Annotated in this window: 13 protein-coding genes and 1 pseudogene; 7 read left to right on the top strand and 7 right to left on the bottom strand. The window is 61.5% G+C overall.

The window, feature by feature from the left end; all coding sequences use genetic code 11:
• Window positions 1-84: 84 nt before the first annotated feature.
• Window positions 85-5,928, bottom strand: coding sequence for a manganese-oxidizing multicopper oxidase MnxG (gene mnxG, locus EYC95_RS06710; RefSeq protein WP_131059651.1), 5,844 nt, complete (start codon window positions 5,926-5,928; stop codon window positions 85-87).
• Window positions 5,929-6,132: 204 nt separating this feature from the next.
• Window positions 6,133-6,741 (bottom strand): lytic transglycosylase domain-containing protein, encoded by a 609-nt coding sequence (locus EYC95_RS06705; RefSeq protein WP_131059650.1) that lies wholly within the window; start codon window positions 6,739-6,741, stop codon window positions 6,133-6,135.
• Between the two features lie 195 nt (window positions 6,742-6,936).
• On the opposite strand from EYC95_RS06705, the gene gspG reads away from it, so the two are divergent.
• From gspG to EYC95_RS06685, 4 genes are all read left to right on the top strand, one after another.
• Entirely contained in the window at window positions 6,937-7,371 is a 435-nt protein-coding gene (gene gspG / locus EYC95_RS06700; protein ID WP_131059649.1) for a type II secretion system major pseudopilin GspG, read from the top strand.
• Window positions 7,372-7,385: 14 nt separating this feature from the next.
• Window positions 7,386-8,573: a type II secretion system F family protein gene (locus tag EYC95_RS06695; protein WP_131059648.1), complete on the top strand. Its 1,188-nt coding sequence runs from the start codon at window positions 7,386-7,388 to the stop codon at window positions 8,571-8,573.
• Window positions 8,574-8,722: 149 nt separating this feature from the next.
• Window positions 8,723-9,343, top strand: a complete 621-nt coding sequence (locus tag EYC95_RS06690; RefSeq protein WP_131059647.1) for a hypothetical protein — start codon at window positions 8,723-8,725, stop codon at window positions 9,341-9,343.
• 658 nt (window positions 9,344-10,001) lie between these two features.
• On the top strand, window positions 10,002-10,724 hold the full coding sequence (locus EYC95_RS06685) for a pirin family protein (protein ID WP_131059646.1): 723 nt from the start codon (window positions 10,002-10,004) through the stop codon (window positions 10,722-10,724).
• A gap of 154 nt (window positions 10,725-10,878) precedes the next feature.
• On the opposite strand, the gene EYC95_RS06680 is transcribed toward EYC95_RS06685, so the two are convergent.
• Entirely contained in the window at window positions 10,879-11,754 is an 876-nt protein-coding gene (locus EYC95_RS06680; protein ID WP_131059645.1) for a LysR family transcriptional regulator, read from the bottom strand.
• A 115-nt stretch (window positions 11,755-11,869) separates the two neighbouring features.
• Between EYC95_RS06680 and EYC95_RS30855 the strand changes: the two are divergent.
• Window positions 11,870-12,035: pseudogene (locus EYC95_RS30855) on the top strand (YbfB/YjiJ family MFS transporter); the annotation flags it as partial.
• Between the two features lie 187 nt (window positions 12,036-12,222).
• A complete protein-coding gene (locus tag EYC95_RS06665; protein WP_131059644.1) occupies window positions 12,223-13,221 on the top strand; it encodes an NAD(P)H-quinone oxidoreductase in 999 nt (332 codons plus the stop codon).
• On the opposite strand, the gene deoC is transcribed toward EYC95_RS06665, so the two are convergent.
• Window positions 13,222-13,626, bottom strand: coding sequence for a deoxyribose-phosphate aldolase (gene deoC, locus EYC95_RS06660; RefSeq protein WP_256656909.1), 405 nt, complete (start codon window positions 13,624-13,626; stop codon window positions 13,222-13,224).
• 200 nt (window positions 13,627-13,826) lie between these two features.
• Between deoC and EYC95_RS06655 the strand changes: the two genes are divergently transcribed.
• Window positions 13,827-14,789 carry an alpha/beta hydrolase gene (locus EYC95_RS06655; RefSeq protein WP_131059643.1) on the top strand — a complete coding sequence of 321 codons (963 nt, stop codon included), beginning with the start codon at window positions 13,827-13,829 and terminating at the stop codon, window positions 14,787-14,789.
• On the opposite strand, the gene EYC95_RS06650 is transcribed toward EYC95_RS06655, so the two are convergent.
• The 3 genes from EYC95_RS06650 to EYC95_RS06640 all read right to left on the bottom strand — a co-directional run bounded on the left by EYC95_RS06650 (window position 14,761) and on the right by EYC95_RS06640 (window position 18,531).
• Window positions 14,761-16,575 carry an ABC transporter ATP-binding protein gene (locus tag EYC95_RS06650; RefSeq protein ID WP_131059642.1) on the bottom strand — a complete coding sequence of 605 codons (1,815 nt, stop codon included), beginning with the start codon at window positions 16,573-16,575 and terminating at the stop codon, window positions 14,761-14,763. The genes EYC95_RS06655 and EYC95_RS06650 overlap by 29 nt on opposite strands.
• A 184-nt stretch (window positions 16,576-16,759) precedes the next feature.
• On the bottom strand, window positions 16,760-17,119 hold the full coding sequence (locus EYC95_RS06645) for a DUF6124 family protein (protein WP_131059641.1): 360 nt from the start codon (window positions 17,117-17,119) through the stop codon (window positions 16,760-16,762).
• A gap of 398 nt (window positions 17,120-17,517) precedes the next feature.
• On the bottom strand, window positions 17,518-18,531 hold the full coding sequence (locus EYC95_RS06640) for an AraC family transcriptional regulator (protein ID WP_131059640.1): 1,014 nt from the start codon (window positions 18,529-18,531) through the stop codon (window positions 17,518-17,520).
• Between the last annotated feature and the right edge of the window lie 91 nt (window positions 18,532-18,622).

The raw sequence follows: 18,622 nt of genomic DNA, 5'->3' as shown, positions 1-18,622 counted from the left end.
CATTGATGTGCCTGACGCTCCGCCATCGTCGGAACGCCGCCCGGAGCAAGCTCGCTCCCACAGGTGTTGCGCTCGCTTCCAGTCCTACGGTGCCGGTGCCGGCTCTGGTTCATTGGTCACCCGCAGCAACCCCCAAAGCCCGGCGGTGTTGCCGTAGGCGCCGTAGTCGCGGTACAGGTAATCGCCCGGTATCGCATTGCTGCCCCCGGCGCTCGGGTGCATGAAGCTGAAGTGCGCCGCCGGCAGGATGCTTTCGCGGGCGCCGATGTACATCGACATCGGGTTGAAACCGAACCGCACCGAACCCACCCCTGGTGTATTCGTCGGATAACCGCCGGTATCGCTCTTCTCCGACTGGAACGGGTTGACCGACCAGACGTGACCGTCAAGCTGGAAGGTCGTACCGCGGCTGCCACCGGTTGGCATCATGATGTGGGTGCGGAACGGTTGCCCCGGTTTCACGTACAGCACCGGTGTCTGAGGATCGCCCCCGGTCAGCGCATTGCTGTACGCCATATGCGCGTTAGGCACATCACCGTAACCGGCACCGTCGGCGTGTCCGAACGGCGCATCCGGCGCCAACCCGAAGCGGAACCAAATCGGCTCGGCCTTGTAGTTGATGGCCATGCTCGAGTTGTCCTGTGGATCGGTCGGTACACCGAAGCCTTCGGCGGCAATGCCTTCCACCGGCCGACCGTTGGCCCAGCGGATGTTCAACGCTTTCTGCCAGACCATCGCAAAATCGCGGTAAGTGGTCTGCCCTGGCGCCGTGACCGTTGCGTTGGTTTTACGCGCATCCTCAACCCAGGTTGCGCCGACCGGCAGGATGGTCATCGCCCCACCCAAGCCTTTCTGCGGTTGTTTGATGAGGTCCGCCGGGGTGATATTCAGTCCACCGAACTCCACCGCCGTGGCATAGATGTTGTCGACACTGCGGCCCAGTTGCGTCACCGGTTTGCCTTCGCGCTCCAGGTGCCCGGCGTAGTACTGATAAGTACGGGTCGGGTACGCGCCGCTGTTGCCGAGGCGTGGTGGCACGGTCTGGATCGGGTTGGCGCCGACGTTGGTGCCGTCGGATTTGGTAATGTCGTACGCCAGCAGTTGCGCGTGCAGCCCCACGTGGCTCGACGGCCGCAGCAGGTTGTTGGTGAAGATGGTCGAGCCCTGGCCATTGTTGCGATCTCGCTTGACCAGCCCTTGCATCACGGCCGTCTGGGTCAGGTCGGGCATGATCACGGGCAAGCGGTTTTCCAGGGTGACGTTGATGCAGTCACCCGCCGCTGCGCGCAATACCAGCGGCTCCACCGGTACACCTGGTTTCATTTTGCCGGTGACCGGATCGAGGTCGGAGTTGCGCACGTACAGGATCGCAGTCGGATCATGCAACGGACCGCTTTGCCCGCCGATGGTGATGGTTTCACCATCTTCAGGATCGACCACGGTGACCTGAGGGATATTCACCGGCCGCGAGTTGAACACAAGGGTGCCTCCCGCCGGATTCAACGGCCCACCCACGTGTTGCCCGATGCCGGCCGGATCGCCGATGGTCAGGTTCAACGGATTGCGCAGGATGTCGTTGGCCAGCGCCGCAACCACTTCATAGTTGCGTTGCACGGTCGGCCGGGTGCCGATGCCATTGGGGTTGGCACTGATCCGTGGGCAGGAACCGTCGAATGCCACGGTGTTACGCATGCCCGCTGGCTTGGGGTTGTTTGGCACGGCGAACAGATCGCTGCGCTGGGCCGTGTAGTTGCGCATCACGCCCCAGATACCGTTCCAGTAACCTTCAATGGAAGCGTCCATCGAGTACAGGTAATCCCCCGTGGTCGCCGCCGAACTGGAGAGCATCGAGACCGGCGCGTTAAAGCCCATCTGTTCGGAGATACCGACCATCTGCGACGCGCGCCAGCCGGAGTTGGAGCTGTTGCCGAAGCCGGAACCACTTTGCAGCCATTTCACGCCGTGCAGGGTCACGTTGTGCTCTTCTTCGTGACCGCCGGCATGCACCCGCAGCCGCACGTTGTCACCGGTGTAGGTGCGCAACATCGGGGTGAACGGGTCACCCGGTTCCGCGCCGCCTCGGTTGACGTGCGGCGGGAACAGCGTAATGCCGCCGGTTGGCCCCGTGGCTGCGGTGACCAGGTTCGGTGCCAGGTTCATCGCCGGGATGGCGCGGTCGGTACGGCTTTGCATGGCGTACGCCAGGTCGCCGCCAAGGCCATCCGCCTGCATGCCGCGCTTGCCGTCCGGGCCGACCTTGTTCGGGTCGTACACCCGCAGGGCCAGCGGTTCGTTGCGGTAATTGACCACAAACATGCCGGGGTCATCGACCGAGATCGCCTGTGGGCATGGCCGAGTCGGACAACCCGGCACCATGCCGCCCTGCACTTCGATGATGCCGTCGAGCAAGGTGCTGGCGTTATTGCGCATCGGCGGGTTGATGGCGTAACGGAAGCTGTCGGCGGTGGCCGGGAAGGCTTGCGGATCAGGCACGCCGTTCGGGCCGGCGCCCACGTACACACCGGCTTCATAGGCGTGCTGGAAGTCGCTGTATTCGAGGAAGAACTCACGGAAGCTGTCGTTCTTGCCGTCGCCATCGATGTCCCCGGTGGACACCACCGCTTGCCACGAAGTTGGCCCGCCGTCCTGACGTGCGCCGCTGTATAACGGCTCGCCGGTTTCAGCGTGGAACCAGGTGGAACCGGCCGGTTCAGCCAGCACGGTGGCGTACAGACCAATCTGTTGATGAGTCGATGGGCCGAGGTGGTCGTGGGTGAAAATGGTCCCTAGGCCACGGTCGACACCTTTGGCGTTCACCACCGGGTCGACAAACCAGCGCTGCATCGCGGTGCGCGCCCCCACCCAGTCGGCCCGGCCAAATTGACCGAAGTACGGGTGATTTTTGGCTTTCGGGCAGGTCGGGGTGCCGTCACGAGGATCAGTGCTTTCGCACTGGTTGAACTCGCGAATCGCGCGGATGCGTTCTTGCACAGCCCCCGGGGAAAGGACGCCGTCTTCGTAGTTCCAGCCGTTGGCCGAACCATCGGCGGCCGTCAGGTCCCATTTCGGCAGGTGAATGTGCTGACCGATCACGTCGGTCGGCGTGCGAACCTGATAGTCGTCCATTTCATAGGTGGCCGGCACCAGGTTGGTTTGCTGGTATTGCACACAGTCGAAGGTGTTCATGCGCATCACCAAAGGCTCTGGCGGACGCTGCTTGGTGATGACCGGCCAGGCGTCTTCCCACAGCGCGAGAATGCGTGCTTGCGGGAAGTGGTAACCGACCTTGTTGTACACCGCGTCGAACTGGATGTTCGCCGCTTTGTAGACCCGTGGACGGTCGGCGGTGAAAGCCGAGGAGCCGGTGTAGGACATGCCGTCGATCCGTTCGCCGCTGGCAAACTCGCCGGTGCCGGCGCTGCTGGTCAGGCGTTTTTGCCGGTCATCCATGCACGGTTCGTAGTACGGCGCGCCGGCAATCGGCAAGGCGCCGTTGGTACGGAAGTTACGCGCCACCACCTGATTGCCCGGCAGCACAGCAAAGCTTGGATGGTCTTTTTTGGCGTGGAAGGCCATGGCCGCCTGTTCGACTTCGGTGCCCTCTTCCGGCATGTAAATCGGTTTGGCGCGGGTCACTGCCTTGGAGAAATCCAGCGACGTGGTAATGGTCCGCGCCACGCCACCGGCAGAGAAACCGTCCAGGGAATGACGCCCCAGGCCGCCGTCCCAACCACCGGACTGCGCCGGGTCGAGGTTGGCCCACAAAGCGTTACCACTGGTTTTCAACGACTGGGCCTTGGCCGCGTCAAGCATGTCCAGCGGTGGGGTCGGTGGACGTTGGCCGACCGACGTTTCCATGCCGCCGATCCAGAACGGATAGCCAGGGTTTTTCAGGCTGCCGTCGGCATTGCGGTTGGCTTCGCTGCGATCCACCAGGGCCAGGGAACCGATGGCTTGAGCGCCGCCGCTGCCGCCGTGATGTTCGCCGTCGTCATCCTCTTCTTCATCGTCGTCATCGTCGTCATCGTTAGCGGCGACCAGGGTTTCGCCGATTTTCGGCACCACCGCGACCTTGCCTGGCATTGGCGCCATGGCTTTGCCCGGCAGCGGCACGACCGCAGGAATCGGTGTACCGGCAATGATTTCGCCATCGGGCAAGGCCCGGGCGCCCGCCGCCGGTTTGCCGCTGCGCAATGCGTAAGGTTCGCTGTGGTAACCGTCGGTACCTTGTTGAGAGACTTCGAGTTTGGTGCCTTCTTCAAACACGTCGTGGACCCGCCACATGCTCCACATGCCTTGGGCGAAGTGCGGGTAGAAGTGGCAGTGGTAGATCGCATCACCGGCGACGCGGTTGCGGTTGCCCGACCCACCGTTGGCGATTTCATAGGTGTAGCCGGCACCCGGGCCGATGCCCTGGGCATCCACATAGTCGGAATTGTCGTCGTTGGGGTTGAACAGCCACTGATGGCCGTGCAAGTGGAAGATGTGCTGTTCGTGGCCGTTGTGGGTGTTGCGGAATTTGACGAAGTCGCCGATGTAGCTGTGGTTGACGTTCGACGGTTCGGCCGGATACAGCGCCATGGTCGCCTTGACCCCGATCTGATCGGCGCGCGGTACCTGCCCTGGAAGAATGCCTTCGAGGCCGGCGTTGGCCGGTACGTCTACCAGCATCGCTACGTCGCCGACGGTGTGCGAACTGAGGAAAAATTCTTCATAGGCGCAGGACAGGCAATCGTGCATCGGCCCGACGCCCAAACGGTTGGCCACCACCTCGGCGCCCATGCCGCCTGAGCCATAGTTGATCATGAACGAGTCGCTGGTCGGCTCCAGCACGTGGGCCATGACCGGGTCCGCCCAATAAGCGGGGAATGCCTGGGTCGCGGCGGTTTCATCCTGGAATTGCGAGGCGAAATCGCGGAACGGCTCCAGACGATTCGGGATCGCCGGGTTGCGTTTGCCGATGGCTTCCAGTGGATAGGTCGACGGCGGGAAGCTGCCATCGGCGTTGCTGCCCATCACAATCGCATCGCTTTCACTGGAAATGATTTCATTGCCGTCGACCATGTTAATGATTGGCGTGCCGGCCTTGCCTTCACGGATCCACGGCTGGCGCTGCGGGTAGCGCGCCTGGTAATCGACGATCGGTTGACCGGCCGGGGTGCGACCCGCGCTGGCCAGGCGCATTTCTTCTTCGGTCACGGTGTTGCGATAGCTGCGGCCACCCTTGGGCACCACCACGACTTGGCCGAACAGGCCGTTGGCAACGTTGCCCGCATCGCCTTCACCACCGAAGGTCGCGCCACGGCTGCTGGCGGCGAACGCACCTTCGCGCTCGGCAAACAAGGTGTAGGAACGGGTGCCGCCGGGGGCGACCAGCGAATTGGCGTTGCGCCCGGTGTACGAGGCGATGTCGTCGATGCTGTTGACCGCTTGCAGGCCGTTGACCTGGAAGCCGACATGGCGGTCAGCGACCTGCTCATCGACTTTGAAATCGTCTACCTCACCGATTTCGACTTCACCTTCAATCTCGCCCTCTTCTTCCTCGCCGCTGTCGTGCGAGCCGGGGTTGGCCTGATACGCCAGCAGGTTCTGCAGGTTGATGGTCAGGCAGTCGCCGGCAGCCACACGCAACACCAAGGGGCGCGGACGCTTGTCGGGCCGCAGCGAGACTTTGCCCGGCACTGCCGTGCCGCCCTGGGCCAGCGACACATTGTGGTCGTCGACCACGTCGCGGCGCAGGGCGAACATCATGCCGTTGACGTTCTGCGCGCCGAGGCGGTTGAACATCAGCGGCTGATCCAGCGCCACGACGTTCGCCACCAGATTGCGCTCGCAACGCAAGGCCGCCTCGGCCAGCTCGATGCCGAACATCGACACCACTAACAGCGCAATTTTAAACAAGGACGAAGCGTACGGTTTGCCGGTCATGATCACGGGCCTCGCTGTGGGCGCTCACAGGGAATAACTCTCGACAAATGCCTTGAGCAATCCGCATGCCATAAAAAATTCACTTATTTTTCAGCCGTTTACAGCAACGATTTAACAACTCGGGGGATATTCCCCACTTATTCCCCACTTTTCGGCCCAGTCCTTGTTGCCCCACTATTGGGGGACGTGCCCCACACTCGCCAATCACAACGGGGCATCCATGGCCAGGCCCTGCAAGCGGCGGTACTGACGCAATACGCTGGGCACATAACGCTGGGTTTCGGCGAACGGCGGGATCACCCCGCCACGGCTCAACACCGCTTGTGGCCCGGCGTTGTAGGCGGCTACGGCGAGGGTGATGTCGTTGTCGAACAGGGTCATCAGGCGCTTGAGGTATTTGGCGCCGCCCTGAATGTTGGCTTTCGGGTCATAGACATTCTTCACGCCCATTTCCCGCGCGGTATCGGGCATCAACTGCATCAGCCCGCCGGCGCCTTTGGGGGAGGTCGCGTCCGAGTTGTAGCGCGACTCTTCCCGGATGACGGCGTGCAACAACGCCGCCGGCAATTCGTTGGCCGTGGCGGCCGCCGAAACCAGCTCTGCATAAGGCTGTCTGGCAATCATCTGGGGCTGCTGATCGAGGCCGACCAGCGAGGATTGGGGCTCGTGAATGACCCGTTCATAGGTGCGGCCGGGACGGTGAACATTGGACAGTACGTAGCTGCCCTTGGCGTCCACGGAAACGAACACATCGGCCTGTGCGACGCTCGTCAGCAGTAAACAGCCGAGCAGTCCAGTGGTGAGTGTTTTCATTATTTTGCCTCCCCTGCCCGGCCCCGAAAAATGGGGGTATTGCCCCAATGGCCGGTAGTAAACAAGCCTTACGCAAGCACTGTGCCGAAAGCACAAAAGCCCGTAATACAGGGGTTGCAGCAGGATGTCCGGGGGTGAGCATGGCAATTGCATACGCCTTCAGGGCGACCCTTCTGCCGACTGTGTGAGGCCATCATGAATCAGCGTTTGCGTTCCGCCCCGCGTATTCAAAGCGGGTTCACCCTGCTCGAACTGTTGGTGGTGCTGGTGGTGCTGGGGCTGTTGGCCGGCATCGTCGCGCCAAAGTATTTCGCCCAACTGGGCCGCTCCGAAGTGAAGGTGGCCAAGGCGCAAATCGAAGGCCTGGGCAAGGCGCTGGATCTGTACCGTCTGGAGGTCGGCCATTACCCGTCGACCGAACAGGGTTTGCAGGCGCTGGTCACGGCGCCCAGCGATGAAACCAAATGGACCGGTCCTTATTTGCAGAAGAAACTGCCGCAGGATCCATGGGGCCGTAACTACAACTACCGCTACCCCGGCGAAAACGGCGAATACGATCTGCTGTCCATGGGCAAGGACGGCCAACCCGGCGGCGAAGGCGAAAACGCCGAAGTCACCAGCTGGCAATGACGGGGGTGGCGACCATGCGCTTTCATCTCAAGGCCGTGGGCAAGGCCGGCGTGGTCTCGATGACCGTCGAGGCCCAAGGGGACAGCGAAGCCCGGCGCATCGTCGAAGACCAGGGCTTGCGGGTGGTCAGCCTGCACGCCGAGCGACACTGGCGCGCGTTGCGTTTACAAAAGCGCGAGACCTTCAACCTGGTGTTGTTCAGCCAGGAACTGACCACCTTGATCAATGCGGGCCTGCCGTTGATCGATGCGCTGGAAAGCCTCGCGGAAAAAGAGAACGCGCCACAGGCCCGTAAAACCTTGAGCGAACTGGTACGCCTGCTGTACGAAGGAAAATCGTTCTCCCAGGCGTTGGCCCAGCTGTCGGCGGTGTTCCCTCCTCTCTACGTCGCACTGGTGCAGTCCAGCGAAAAAACCGGCGCCGTGGGCGATGCCCTGGGCCGCTATGTCAGCTATCGCCAGCGCATGGACGAGGTCCGGCAAAAAATCGTCAGCGCTTCGATCTACCCCCTGCTGTTGCTGGTGGTGGGCGGTGGCGTGGTGTTGTTTTTAATGGGTTATGTGGTGCCGCGCTTCAGCCTCGTGTTCGAAGGGCTGGGGTCAAACCTGCCGTGGCTGTCGCAAGTGCTGATGAGCTGCGGGATGTTCCTTCACGCCCACCAGGGCGAATTCTTCGGCACATTGGCGGCGATCATCGTCGCCCTCGGCTTCCTTCAGCGCCAACCGGCCTTTCGCCGGGGCGTCGACCGGGTGATCGAAAAACTCCCTGCGGTCCATCAACGCATCTTCATGTACGAACTGGCGCGCTTTTATCGTTCCCTGGGGATTCTGCTGCAGGGCGGCATCCCTCTTGTCACCGCCATGGGCATGGTTCGCGGCCTGCTCACCCCTGCCTCCCGCGTGCGCCTGGACCAGGCGTGCGAACGGGTGCGCGAGGGGCAATCGCTGTCGGCCGCGCTGGAACTCAATCACCTGGTGACCCCAGTGTCCCTGCGCTTGCTGCGCGCCGGCGAACAGTCCGGCAACCTCGGGCAGATGATGGAACGCAGCGCCGACTTCTACGACGAAGAAATCAGCCGCTGGATCGAATGGTTCGTGCGGCTGTTCGAACCCTTGCTCATGACCTTCATCGGCCTGCTGATCGGGGTCATCGTGATCCTGATGTACATCCCGATCTTCGAGCTGGCCTCGAGTATTCACTGACCTCTGGAACAAGGTCGAGTCGTACCGTTCATCGTTCATCCATGTTGCAACTGAATTAATCAGCGCGCTGCGGTGTTCACCCATTGAATCGAGCAGCAAGTTGCATTGTTCATCAACGTTCCAACCTGAATAAGTAGACGGAGAACGACATGCACATCAACAAGCTTTTACTTGCAGTAGCTATTGGCGCAGTTCTGTCGGCGTCTACCGTATTGATCCCGGACAGCCTGTCCGGAATGTCGAGTGCCCAGGCCAAGGATGGTGGAAGCGGGGGCGGCGGCAACGGTGGTGGTCACGGTGGAAGCGGCAGTGGTGGCAATGGCGGCGGCCACAGTGGAAGCGGCAGTGGCGGCAATAGCGGCAATAGCGGCAGCGGTCACAGCGGCAGCGACCATGGTTCGGGACATTCCGGCAACTCAGCCTCATCCTCCTCCGGTCGCAGTGGCACACACGCCGAACCGGGTGACGATCATGGGGTTCATCGTTCCGGTGAAATCGGCGATGACCACGGCGTGCATCGTTCCGGTGAAGTCGGCGATGACCACGGCGTGCATCGCGCTGGCGAAATCGGTGACGACCACGGCGTGCATCGTTCCGGTGAAGTCGGCGATGACCACGGCGTGCATCGCGCTGGCGAAATCGGTGACGACCGCGGCGTTCATCGTACGGGAGAAGTCGGCGACGACCGCGGTGTGCATCGTTCCGGTGAAGTTGGCGACGACCGCGGCGTGCATGTGGGTGGCGAGCCAGGCGATGACAAAAGGACCTGACAGTCACTGATCACAAGACCACTATAAATCCCTGTGGGAGCGAGCCTGCTCGCGATGGCGTCATGTCAGACAGCATTTTGCTGAATCACCCACCTATATCGCGGGCATGCCTCGCTCCTACAAAATGCTGTTCACTTAAGACAATGTTCAGCCGAGCATAAACCTGTGGTGAGGGGGCTTATCTATGGTGAGGGGATTTATCTGTGGCGAGGGGATTTAGCGAAACGTCGCACCGCCCCGTTCGGCTGCGCAGCAGTCGTAAATCCGGACAACTCGGTCTGTCAGAATGGACGCTGGGGGCCGCTTCTCAGCCCAACGGGGCGGTGCGACGTTTCGCTAAATCCCCTCGCCACAAAAGCCCCCTCGCCACAGGTAAACCCCCCATGCCACAAGAGCCCCGTCACCACAGATGTAGGAGGGGTCGCGCTTAAGTGAGCAGCATTACGCTCCTACAGGGTTTTGTGTCCGGCATTAGAGGGGTGCTGTGCATTATGGCCAAGTGTGGCGCCGGCGTCGGATAAGAATACGCAATCGCGCGAAGATTACTGTCAACCCGAAGGAGACAGTATTTCAATTTCCATCTACTTATTGCATCCATCAGTAACCATTAACCTTCTCCTCACTCGGACGAATCAACGTCCCCACAGGAGATTTCATCATGCTGACCCTTCGCAAAGCCTCCGATCGCGGCGCCGCCAATCACGGTTGGTTGAAGTCGTTCCATACCTTTTCCTTCGCTAACTACCGCAACCCGAAAGAGCAGGGTTTTTCCGACTTGCTGGTGATCAACGATGACCGCGTGGCGGCCGGTAAAGGTTTCGGCCAGCACCCGCACCGCGACATGGAGATTTTCTCCTATGTGCTCGAAGGTGCCCTGGAACACAAGGACACGTTGGGCACCGGTTCGGTGATCCGCCCCGGTGACGTGCAATTGATGAGCGCCGGCAGCGGCGTGGCGCACAGCGAATACAACCATTCGGCCACGCGGCCGGTGCACTTTTTGCAAATCTGGATTGTGCCGGAAGTCAGCGGCGCCAAACCGCGTTATCAGCAAGAGCACTTCAGCCCCCAGAAAAAACGCGGGCGCCTGCACCTGATCATCTCCCCCGACGGGGCCAAGGGTTCGCTGAAGGTGCGTCAGGACGCACGGGTGTATGCCGCGCTGATCGACGGCAAGGAAAGCGCCACGCTGGAACTGGCCGCCAATCGCTACGCCTACGTGCATGTGGTCCGTGGCAGCGTCGAACTCAACGGCGTGCAGTTGCAGGAAGGCGATGGGGTGCGGGTTCGTGATGAGCAGGTGCTGGCGTTGAGCAATGGCGTGGATGCCGAAGTGCTGGTGTTCGATTTGCGCCCGCAAGAACTGCCGGAAATGCCATAAGACGGCGTGCACAAAGCTTGAAGCGAGGGGGCTTTTCTGTGGGAGCGAGCTTGCTCGCGATAGCGGCCTGACATTCAACATCTTTGTTGAATGTTAATCAGCAATCGCGAGCAAGCTCGCTCCCACAGGTTCTGCGCCTTGACCGACCACATTTTTATTCGCCGGTACCGGAAAACACCGCGACAATTTCATCGAGGACCGCACGAACCCGGGCGGTATGCCGCAAGTCCGCATGAGTCACCAGCCACACGTCATACGGCACCGGTCGCGTGCGCTCCGGCCACAGCCTGACCAGCCCGTCCCTCTCCCCCATGTACACCGGAATTTCCCCGACCCCGAGCCCGGCAGCAATCGATCGGCGCACCAGCAGACTGGAACTCAGACTGGCCACGATCCGTCCGCAACCCAACGGTTCCGAAACCAGCGTCAGGTCTTTGTTGCCCTGCAGATACGGCTGATACACCACCAGATCATGCCCCTCGAACGCCGAGCCTTGCGCCGGCACGCCATGGGCATCCACATAGTCTTGAGCGGCAAACAGCCCCACCGGCCAGCGCGCGATGCGGCGGGCAATCAGGTCCGGGTTGTCCGGCCGGGTATTGCGCACGGCGATGTCGGCTTCGCGTTTCGCCAGGCTGAGAATCTGCGTGGAGGCGTCCAGTTGCACGCGCACGTTGGGGTGCTGTGCATGCAAGCGGGCAATGGCCGGGATCAGGAAGTCGATGGCCATGGAGTCGGTGGTGCTGACCCGTACCAGCCCGGTCAGTCGATCGTCGAGCCCCTGAATCTGGCGCTCCAGTTCCAGCGCCGAGTGCTCCATTTTTTCCACGGCCGTCAGCGCCGCCTCACCCACGGCTGTCAGCGCATAGCCTTCAGAGGTGCGCAGAAACAGCGTCGCACTCAATGACTTTTCCAGCGCCGTGATCCGTCGGCCGACGGTGGCCTGATCAACTCCCAGCACACGCGCCGCGCCCCTGAGCGTCGACTCTCGGCACACCGCCAGAAACACCCGTGCGTCATCCCAATTCATACGGTTTACCTGCCGATGCATATTCGCATCACCATAACGCAAAATCGCTGCGTTACTGCATCAAGCGTTCGGGATAGTCTGGAGGCCAAGCGTAAAACCTCTCAGGACGTTTCCCATGCACAGCACATCGCCCACCCCGCGCAGCGCGATCTGGCTGCCTATCTTCGCCGGCCTCAGCGCCAGCCTGGCGCGGTTTGCCTACACGCAGCTGATCCCCTCATTGATCCAGGCACACTGGTTCCGCCAGCGACGTGGTTTACCTCGGCGCCGCCAGCCTAATTCAGCGCTGTTCAATGCCAGCGGTGGTAATCATGGGTTGTTGTTTGTGATTGCGGCGGGCGCCATTGTGGTTGCACTGTTGCTGGAACAGGCCATGCGTTTGCTAAATCGTCGCCATCAACTGATTGCAGTGAGCTGCCCATGAAGACGCGGTCCCACTTACTGAACACTTCTCAACAGGACTTCAACATGACGCTCCCCCACACCATGACCCTGATTGAAATCACCGAGCCCGGTGGCCCGGAGGTGTTGAAGCCGCGCCAGGAGCCGGTGCCAACGGCCGGCGCGGGCGAAGTGTTGATTCGCGTGCACGCCGCCGGGGTCAATCGTCCCGATGTGATTCAACGCACTGGCAAGTACCCGATGAAACCCGGCATGAGCCCGATTCCCGGGCTGGAAGTGGCCGGTGAAGTGGTGGCGATCGGCGCTGGCGTCAGCGAATTCATCGTCGGCGACAACGTCTGCGCGCTGACCAATGGCGGCGGTTACGCGCAATATTGCGTCGCGCCGGCCAGCCAGACGCTGCCGATTCCTGATGGCATGGATTGGGTGCACGCAGCGGCAGTCCCGGAAACCTTCTTCACGGTGTGGGCCAATCTGTTCGACATGGGCGGCGCCAGCAAAGGCCAGCGCGCGCTGATTCACGGTGGCACCAGCGGCATCGGCACCACCGCGCTGATGCTCTGCCGCGAATTCGGCGTCAAGGCGTTCGCCACGGCGGGCAGTGAGGAAAAGTGTGCGGCGATCCGTCAGTTGGGCGCCGAGGCGATCAACTACCGCGACCAGGATTTCGTCCAGGTCATCGCGGAAAAAACCGCCGCCAAAGGCGTCAACGTGATCCTCGACATCATGGGCGGCTCGTACCTGAATCAGAACATCGCGGCACTGGGCATGGAAGGTCGCCTGGTGATGCTGGGCTTTCTCGGCGGCGCCCACGCCAAAGACGTCGATCTGATGGCAATCCTGGGCAAGCGCGCGACGATCACCGGCTCCCTGATGCGCTCACGCACACGGGAAGAAAAAGCCTCGATCGCCGAACAGCTGCGTGAATACGTGTGGCCCGTACTCGCCGCCGGGCGTTGCCTGCCGATGATCGACAAGGTTTACCCGTACACCGAGGCGGCGCAGGCCCATGCGCGGATGGAAGCCGGCGATCACATCGGCAAGATTGTGTTGCAGGTGGACTGATCAGTAACCCTCGCCTGCCGCTAGTGCGCCGCCGATGATCGCGATGCCTGAGCTGGTGGCCAGTCGTGTGGCGCCGGCTTCGATCATCGCCAGGGCGGTCGGGTAGTCGCGCACGCCACCGGAGGCCTTGACGCCGATGTCAGGTCCGACGGTGCGGCGCATCAGCGCAACATCTTCCACGGTGGCGCCGCTGCGGCTGAAACCGGTGGATGTTTTGACGAACGCAACTTTCAGTTCACGGCAGATCTCGCAGGCCTGCACCTTTTCGGCGTCGGTGAGCAGGCAGTTTTCCAGGTTGAAGCAAAGACGAATGGCTTTGCGCACAGCTTTGAAGATGCGTAGGCAGGAATGGCCCCATCGTCGGAACGCCGCCCGGAGCAAGCTCGCTCCCACAGGGGGACGCATTCCATTGTGGGCTTGCTCGCGAAGGCGTCGGCACATCCAGCATTGAGGTGACTGACACTCCGCTTTCGCGAACAAGTCGGATCGCCGCACCGCCGCTCCCACATTAGTTATCGGGTAATACACGACTGTCGAATTAATCCCCATCTCCCCCACGCATCTGTTAAAACCCGAACTTTCCTTTTCATCCTCCGGACCTTTGCATGTTTTCAAACTTGATGAGCCGCATCAGCCGACGCTGGCTGCCATGGCTGCCATGGCTGTGCATGGCCGCGCTGGTCGTCGGCTTGCCCGTGGGTTGCGGCGTACTCAAATACAAGGAACGCGAGCTGCTGTTCCGCATCGAGCCGGGCACCGCCGGCTGGTATCGCGGTTTGCCAAAGGACGTTCAGGAATTCGATATCAAGCCTGCCGGCTTCAAGCCCGGGCAAAACCTGCATGCCTGGTGGTGGCCGGCCGCGCGTCGCGATGCGCCCTCGATCCTGTATTTGCACGGTGTGCGCTGGAACCTGACCGGACAGGCGTCCCGCATCGAGCAATTGCGCGCGATGGGGTATTCGGTGCTGGCCATCGACTACCGCGGCTTTGGCCAGAGCAAGGGTGACCTGCCGTCGGAAGCCAGCGTTTACGAAGACGCCCGCGTCGCTTGGGAGCGCTTCAAGGCGATGCAACCGGACGCCAACAAGCGCCTGATCTACGGCCATTCCCTCGGCGGCGCGGTGGCCATCGACCTCGCCGCTGACCTGGCGGCGCAGGCGAAAAAGGACCACAGCGCGATCCCGGTGCGCGGTTTGGTGATCGAGTCAACCTTCACGTCGCTGGGCGATGCCGTGGCGCAAGTGGCCGACAGCAACCTGCCGGTGAAATGGCTGCCGGTGCGCTGGCTGCTGTCGCAGAAATTCGATTCCATCGACAAGATCGTCGACATCGACATGCCGTTATTGGTGGTGCATGGCCTGGCCGATCCGTTCATGCCCTCGCGGTTCAGCCAGCAGCTGTTCAATGCCGCCAGCGAACCCAAGCGCCTGTTGCTTATCCCCGGCGGTACGCACAACAACAGCATGAGCCTGGGTGGCAGCCAATATCGCCAGGCACTCGAAGGCCTGATGAAAGCAAAACCACCGCAAATCGCCGGGCCTAGCGATAACCCCGGGCTTGCAGGTTGAACAACTGCGCATAGCGCCCGCCCGCCGCCACCAGACTGTCGTGATCGCCGCGCTCAAGGATCGCCCCCTGATCCAGCACAATGATGTGGTCCGCATTGCGCACGCTGGAAAACCGGTGGGAAATCAGCAACGTCATGCGGCCTTCGGTGTGTTCGCTGAAATGCTCGAACACCACCGCTTCCGCGGCAGGGTCGAGTGCCGAGGTCGGCTCGTCCAGAATCAGGATATCGGCGTTACGGCGCATGTAAGCGCGGGACAAGGCGATCTTCTGCCACTGCCCGCCCGATAACTCCTGGCCACCGGCAAACCAACGTCCCAATTGCGTGGCGTAGCCTCGATCAAGCCCCTCGATGAACGGCGCAGCCATGCCTTCGGTGGCCGCTGCTTTCCAGCGTTGCTCATCGCTGAACGCCAGCGTATCGCCGACACCGATGTTCTCGCCGACGGAAAACTGGTAGCGGATGTAATCCTGAAAAATCACCCCGATGCGCCGGCGCAGCGCGTCTTCTTCCCACGTCTGCAAATCGCTGCCGTCGAGCAAAATGCGTCCATGATCGGGACGATACAAACGGGTCAGCAACTTGATCAGCGTGGTCTTGCCCGAGCCGTTCTCCCCCACCAGCGCCAGGCTGCGCCCCGGCACAAGGTGCAAGTCGATGCCTTCCAGAGCGGCCCGACTCGCACCCGGATAACGGAAACCCACGTTCTCGAATCGCAAACCATCACCGGGCTCCGCCCCCATAGTGAGATGCCCGGCATCGGCCACCACCGGTTCGGCCAGGTACTCGTAGAGGCTCGACAGGTACAACCCATCCTCGTAGAGACCGCTGATGGCGCTCAAACTGCTGCTTACCGCCGTCTGCCCCTGCTTGAACAGCACCAGGTACATGGTCATCTGCCCGAGAGTGATTTGGCCATGGACGGTATCGACCACCACCCACGCATAGGCCAGGTAAAACGCGGCGGTGCCCAGCAACCCCAGCACAAATCCCCAGCCATCCCGGCGCAAGGTCAGCCGCCGGTCTTCCGTATACAGACGGGCGAACGTCTCGCGATAACGCTGCAACAGCAACGGCGCGAAGCCGAACAGCTTGACCTCTTTGATGTAACCCTCATGGGAGAGCAGCGTCTCGATATAGTTCTGCTGCCGACTCTCCGGCGCCCGACGCGTGAACAGCCTGAACGCATCCCCGGAAAAATGCGCTTCGGCGAAAAACACCGGCAACGCGCCCACCACCAGCAACACCAGCGCCCACGGCGAAAAATGCACCAGCAACACGCCGAAGCTGATCAACACAATCAGGTTCTGGATCAGCCCCAACGACTTCATCACCAATGCCAAGGGCCGCGTCGACGCTTCGCGCCGCACCCGAACCAACTTGTCGTAAAACTCGGAATTCTCGAACTGCACCAGCGACAACGTCTGGGCCTTCTCCAGAATCATCGTGTTGACCTTCTGCCCCAACTGCACCCGCAACAACGACTGCTGAACCGACAGCGCCCGCTGCGTCCCGGACAGCAACGCCAGCACGCCGGCCTCGAACAACACGTAACGCACCACCGGCCACAACGGCGCACTGCCCTGCTGCGCGTGCAATTGCATGGCGAAAACCACTGCGTCGACGATGCGCTGGCCCAGCCAGGCGGCCAGGGCCGGGAGGACACCGGCGATCAGGGTGGCCAGGACCAAGCCGAGAAACAGACCGCGGGAAGTGCCCCAGACCAGGAGCAAGGCGCGACGGGCCTGGTCGAGCAATGAGGTGAAACGGGAAAGTGCCGCAGGCATGGATTGGTGAACTCGGCAGATGAGGGTCGCTGAACACGACAATGTCGTCATGGTACGTCAGCTAGAAAACTGTGCAGGCGGTAAACATCTGTGGCGAGGGGATTCAGCGGAACGCCGCACCGCCCCGTTGGGCTGCGCAGCAGCCCCAAAAATGGGACCGCTGCACAGCTCAACGAGTTACCTACTACTTAGGCAAATCAATCTTATCCAACACCCGGTTCGCCGTGATCTCCGCCACCATGATGCTGTTGGAAATACCCAGCAACGCGTAGCGCGACTCACCCTCCAGATGATCCACCAACTGGTGGACCATCACATCAACCGAGGCCAGCGTCTCGACCAAGTAAACCGCCAGGGTTTCGGCCGTGGCCTCGGAGTCCACGGAAAACAGGGTGCTGCGTGTTCGCGGGGTGGCTTTAATGTCGGCATTCGACGGGAAGTGGAAGTCGAGGGCGCGTTCGGCGGCCTCGTTGAGCTTCTTTGAATCGGGTTCGTACGGGGATGCCGGATCGATGTCTGGCGGATTAGGTGTGACCTTATACATATGCTGAGTTTCCAAATTGGGTGCCACCCCTCTTGCGACTAAACGTAAGGGGAGGCAGCTGCACGCAGGTTAGTCGACCGGGGAACTCAGCAATCCGGCGCGCCCGAGGGCGCCCTGCGTACAGCCACCATCAAGTACAGGAATGAAAGACCTGCATGACAGATGCACGCACAACTGAGTTAACGCGGGCGACTAAACCCGATCACTGAAGGGCAGTGACGGGAATCAAGTTACCGAGCGGCCCCAAGGCGCACAAGCCGGCGGATTCTGGCGTAGCCGTAGGCAACGGCGCAAGGTTTTGTAGCTTTCAGGACGTAACCTTGATGGGTTTTAAACAAGCACCCTTTCATGGTGAAACAGTCGAGTAAGTATGCCCACAAAGTGCCCGCTCAAAACACTCACTGGGAACCCTGAAACCGCGCCCGATACCGCCCCGGACTCTCCCCCGTCCACTTCTTGAACGCCCGATGAAACGCACTCGGCTCCTGAAAACCCAGCTGCTCGGCAATGTCGCTGATACTCGCCCGACTCTCACGTAACTGCTCAAACGCCACCCCACGCCGCACTTCATCCTTGATCTCCTGATACGAACACCCTTCCCGTTCCAGTTTGCGGCGGAAGGTGCTGGGGCTCAGGTGTTGTTCCAGGGCAAACGCCTGCAAGGTCGGCCATTGGCTGTAATGGCTGTTACGCAGGCGCTGATGGACTTGTGACGCGAGGCCATGCTGGTTACGGAAACGGATCACCAGCCATTGCGGCGCCGTGCGCAGGAACACTTTCAGTGAGGCCAGGTCCTGGACCACCGGGAGGCGCAGGTAGTGGCTGGCGAATTCGATTTCGGTGCGTTCGGCGCCGAAGGTCAGGTTGGGGCCCCAGAGCAATCGGTCATCGCTGAGGGGAACGCGCTCATGGCGAAAATCTGCGCGGTCAATGGGGATGCGCCGCCCGCCCAGCCAGCACAACAGGCTGATCATCAACACCAGAAACGTCTCTTCACCGAAACGGCTGGCGTCTTCGTTTTGCGCGTGGGTGTCGAGGCTGATGATGGCGCGTTTGCCGCGCACGGTCAGCGTGCCGCGAAAGTCGCGCAGGAACAGCGCGAAGTTGGCTAGGCATTGGCGCATGGCTTTGTGCAGGTCGGGTTCCTGGATCAAGGCGCGGCAGATCAGCGCGAAGCTGCCGGGCGGCATGCCGTGGGAGTCGAGGCGGAAAAATTCGTCGTCCAACGTGCGGATCTGAATCAGCCACAGCGCGGCAAACGCGCTCGCCGGCACTCGTGCGGTCGGCTGCTCGATCAATGCCGGGTCGATGCCAGCCTCTTCCAGCGCAGCTCGCGAGCGCTGCGGATTGTCCCCTTGCCAATGGATCATCGCCTGCACGAAATAGGCCGCCACCGAGTCCTTTTCCCGCATTTGAACGCTTCTCTCCTCATCGCCCGAATGGCAAAAAACACCAGCACCGTTGAACAGTTGCGGCATAGGACAACTGCCCTGCCGGTTCTAG

Source organism: Pseudomonas sp. BGI-2 (assembly GCF_004310295.1).
GTDB lineage: Bacteria > Pseudomonadota > Gammaproteobacteria > Pseudomonadales > Pseudomonadaceae > Aquipseudomonas.
The sequence above is the reverse complement of the archived record's forward strand: the minus strand, read 5'-3'. Positions and strand labels throughout refer to the sequence as shown.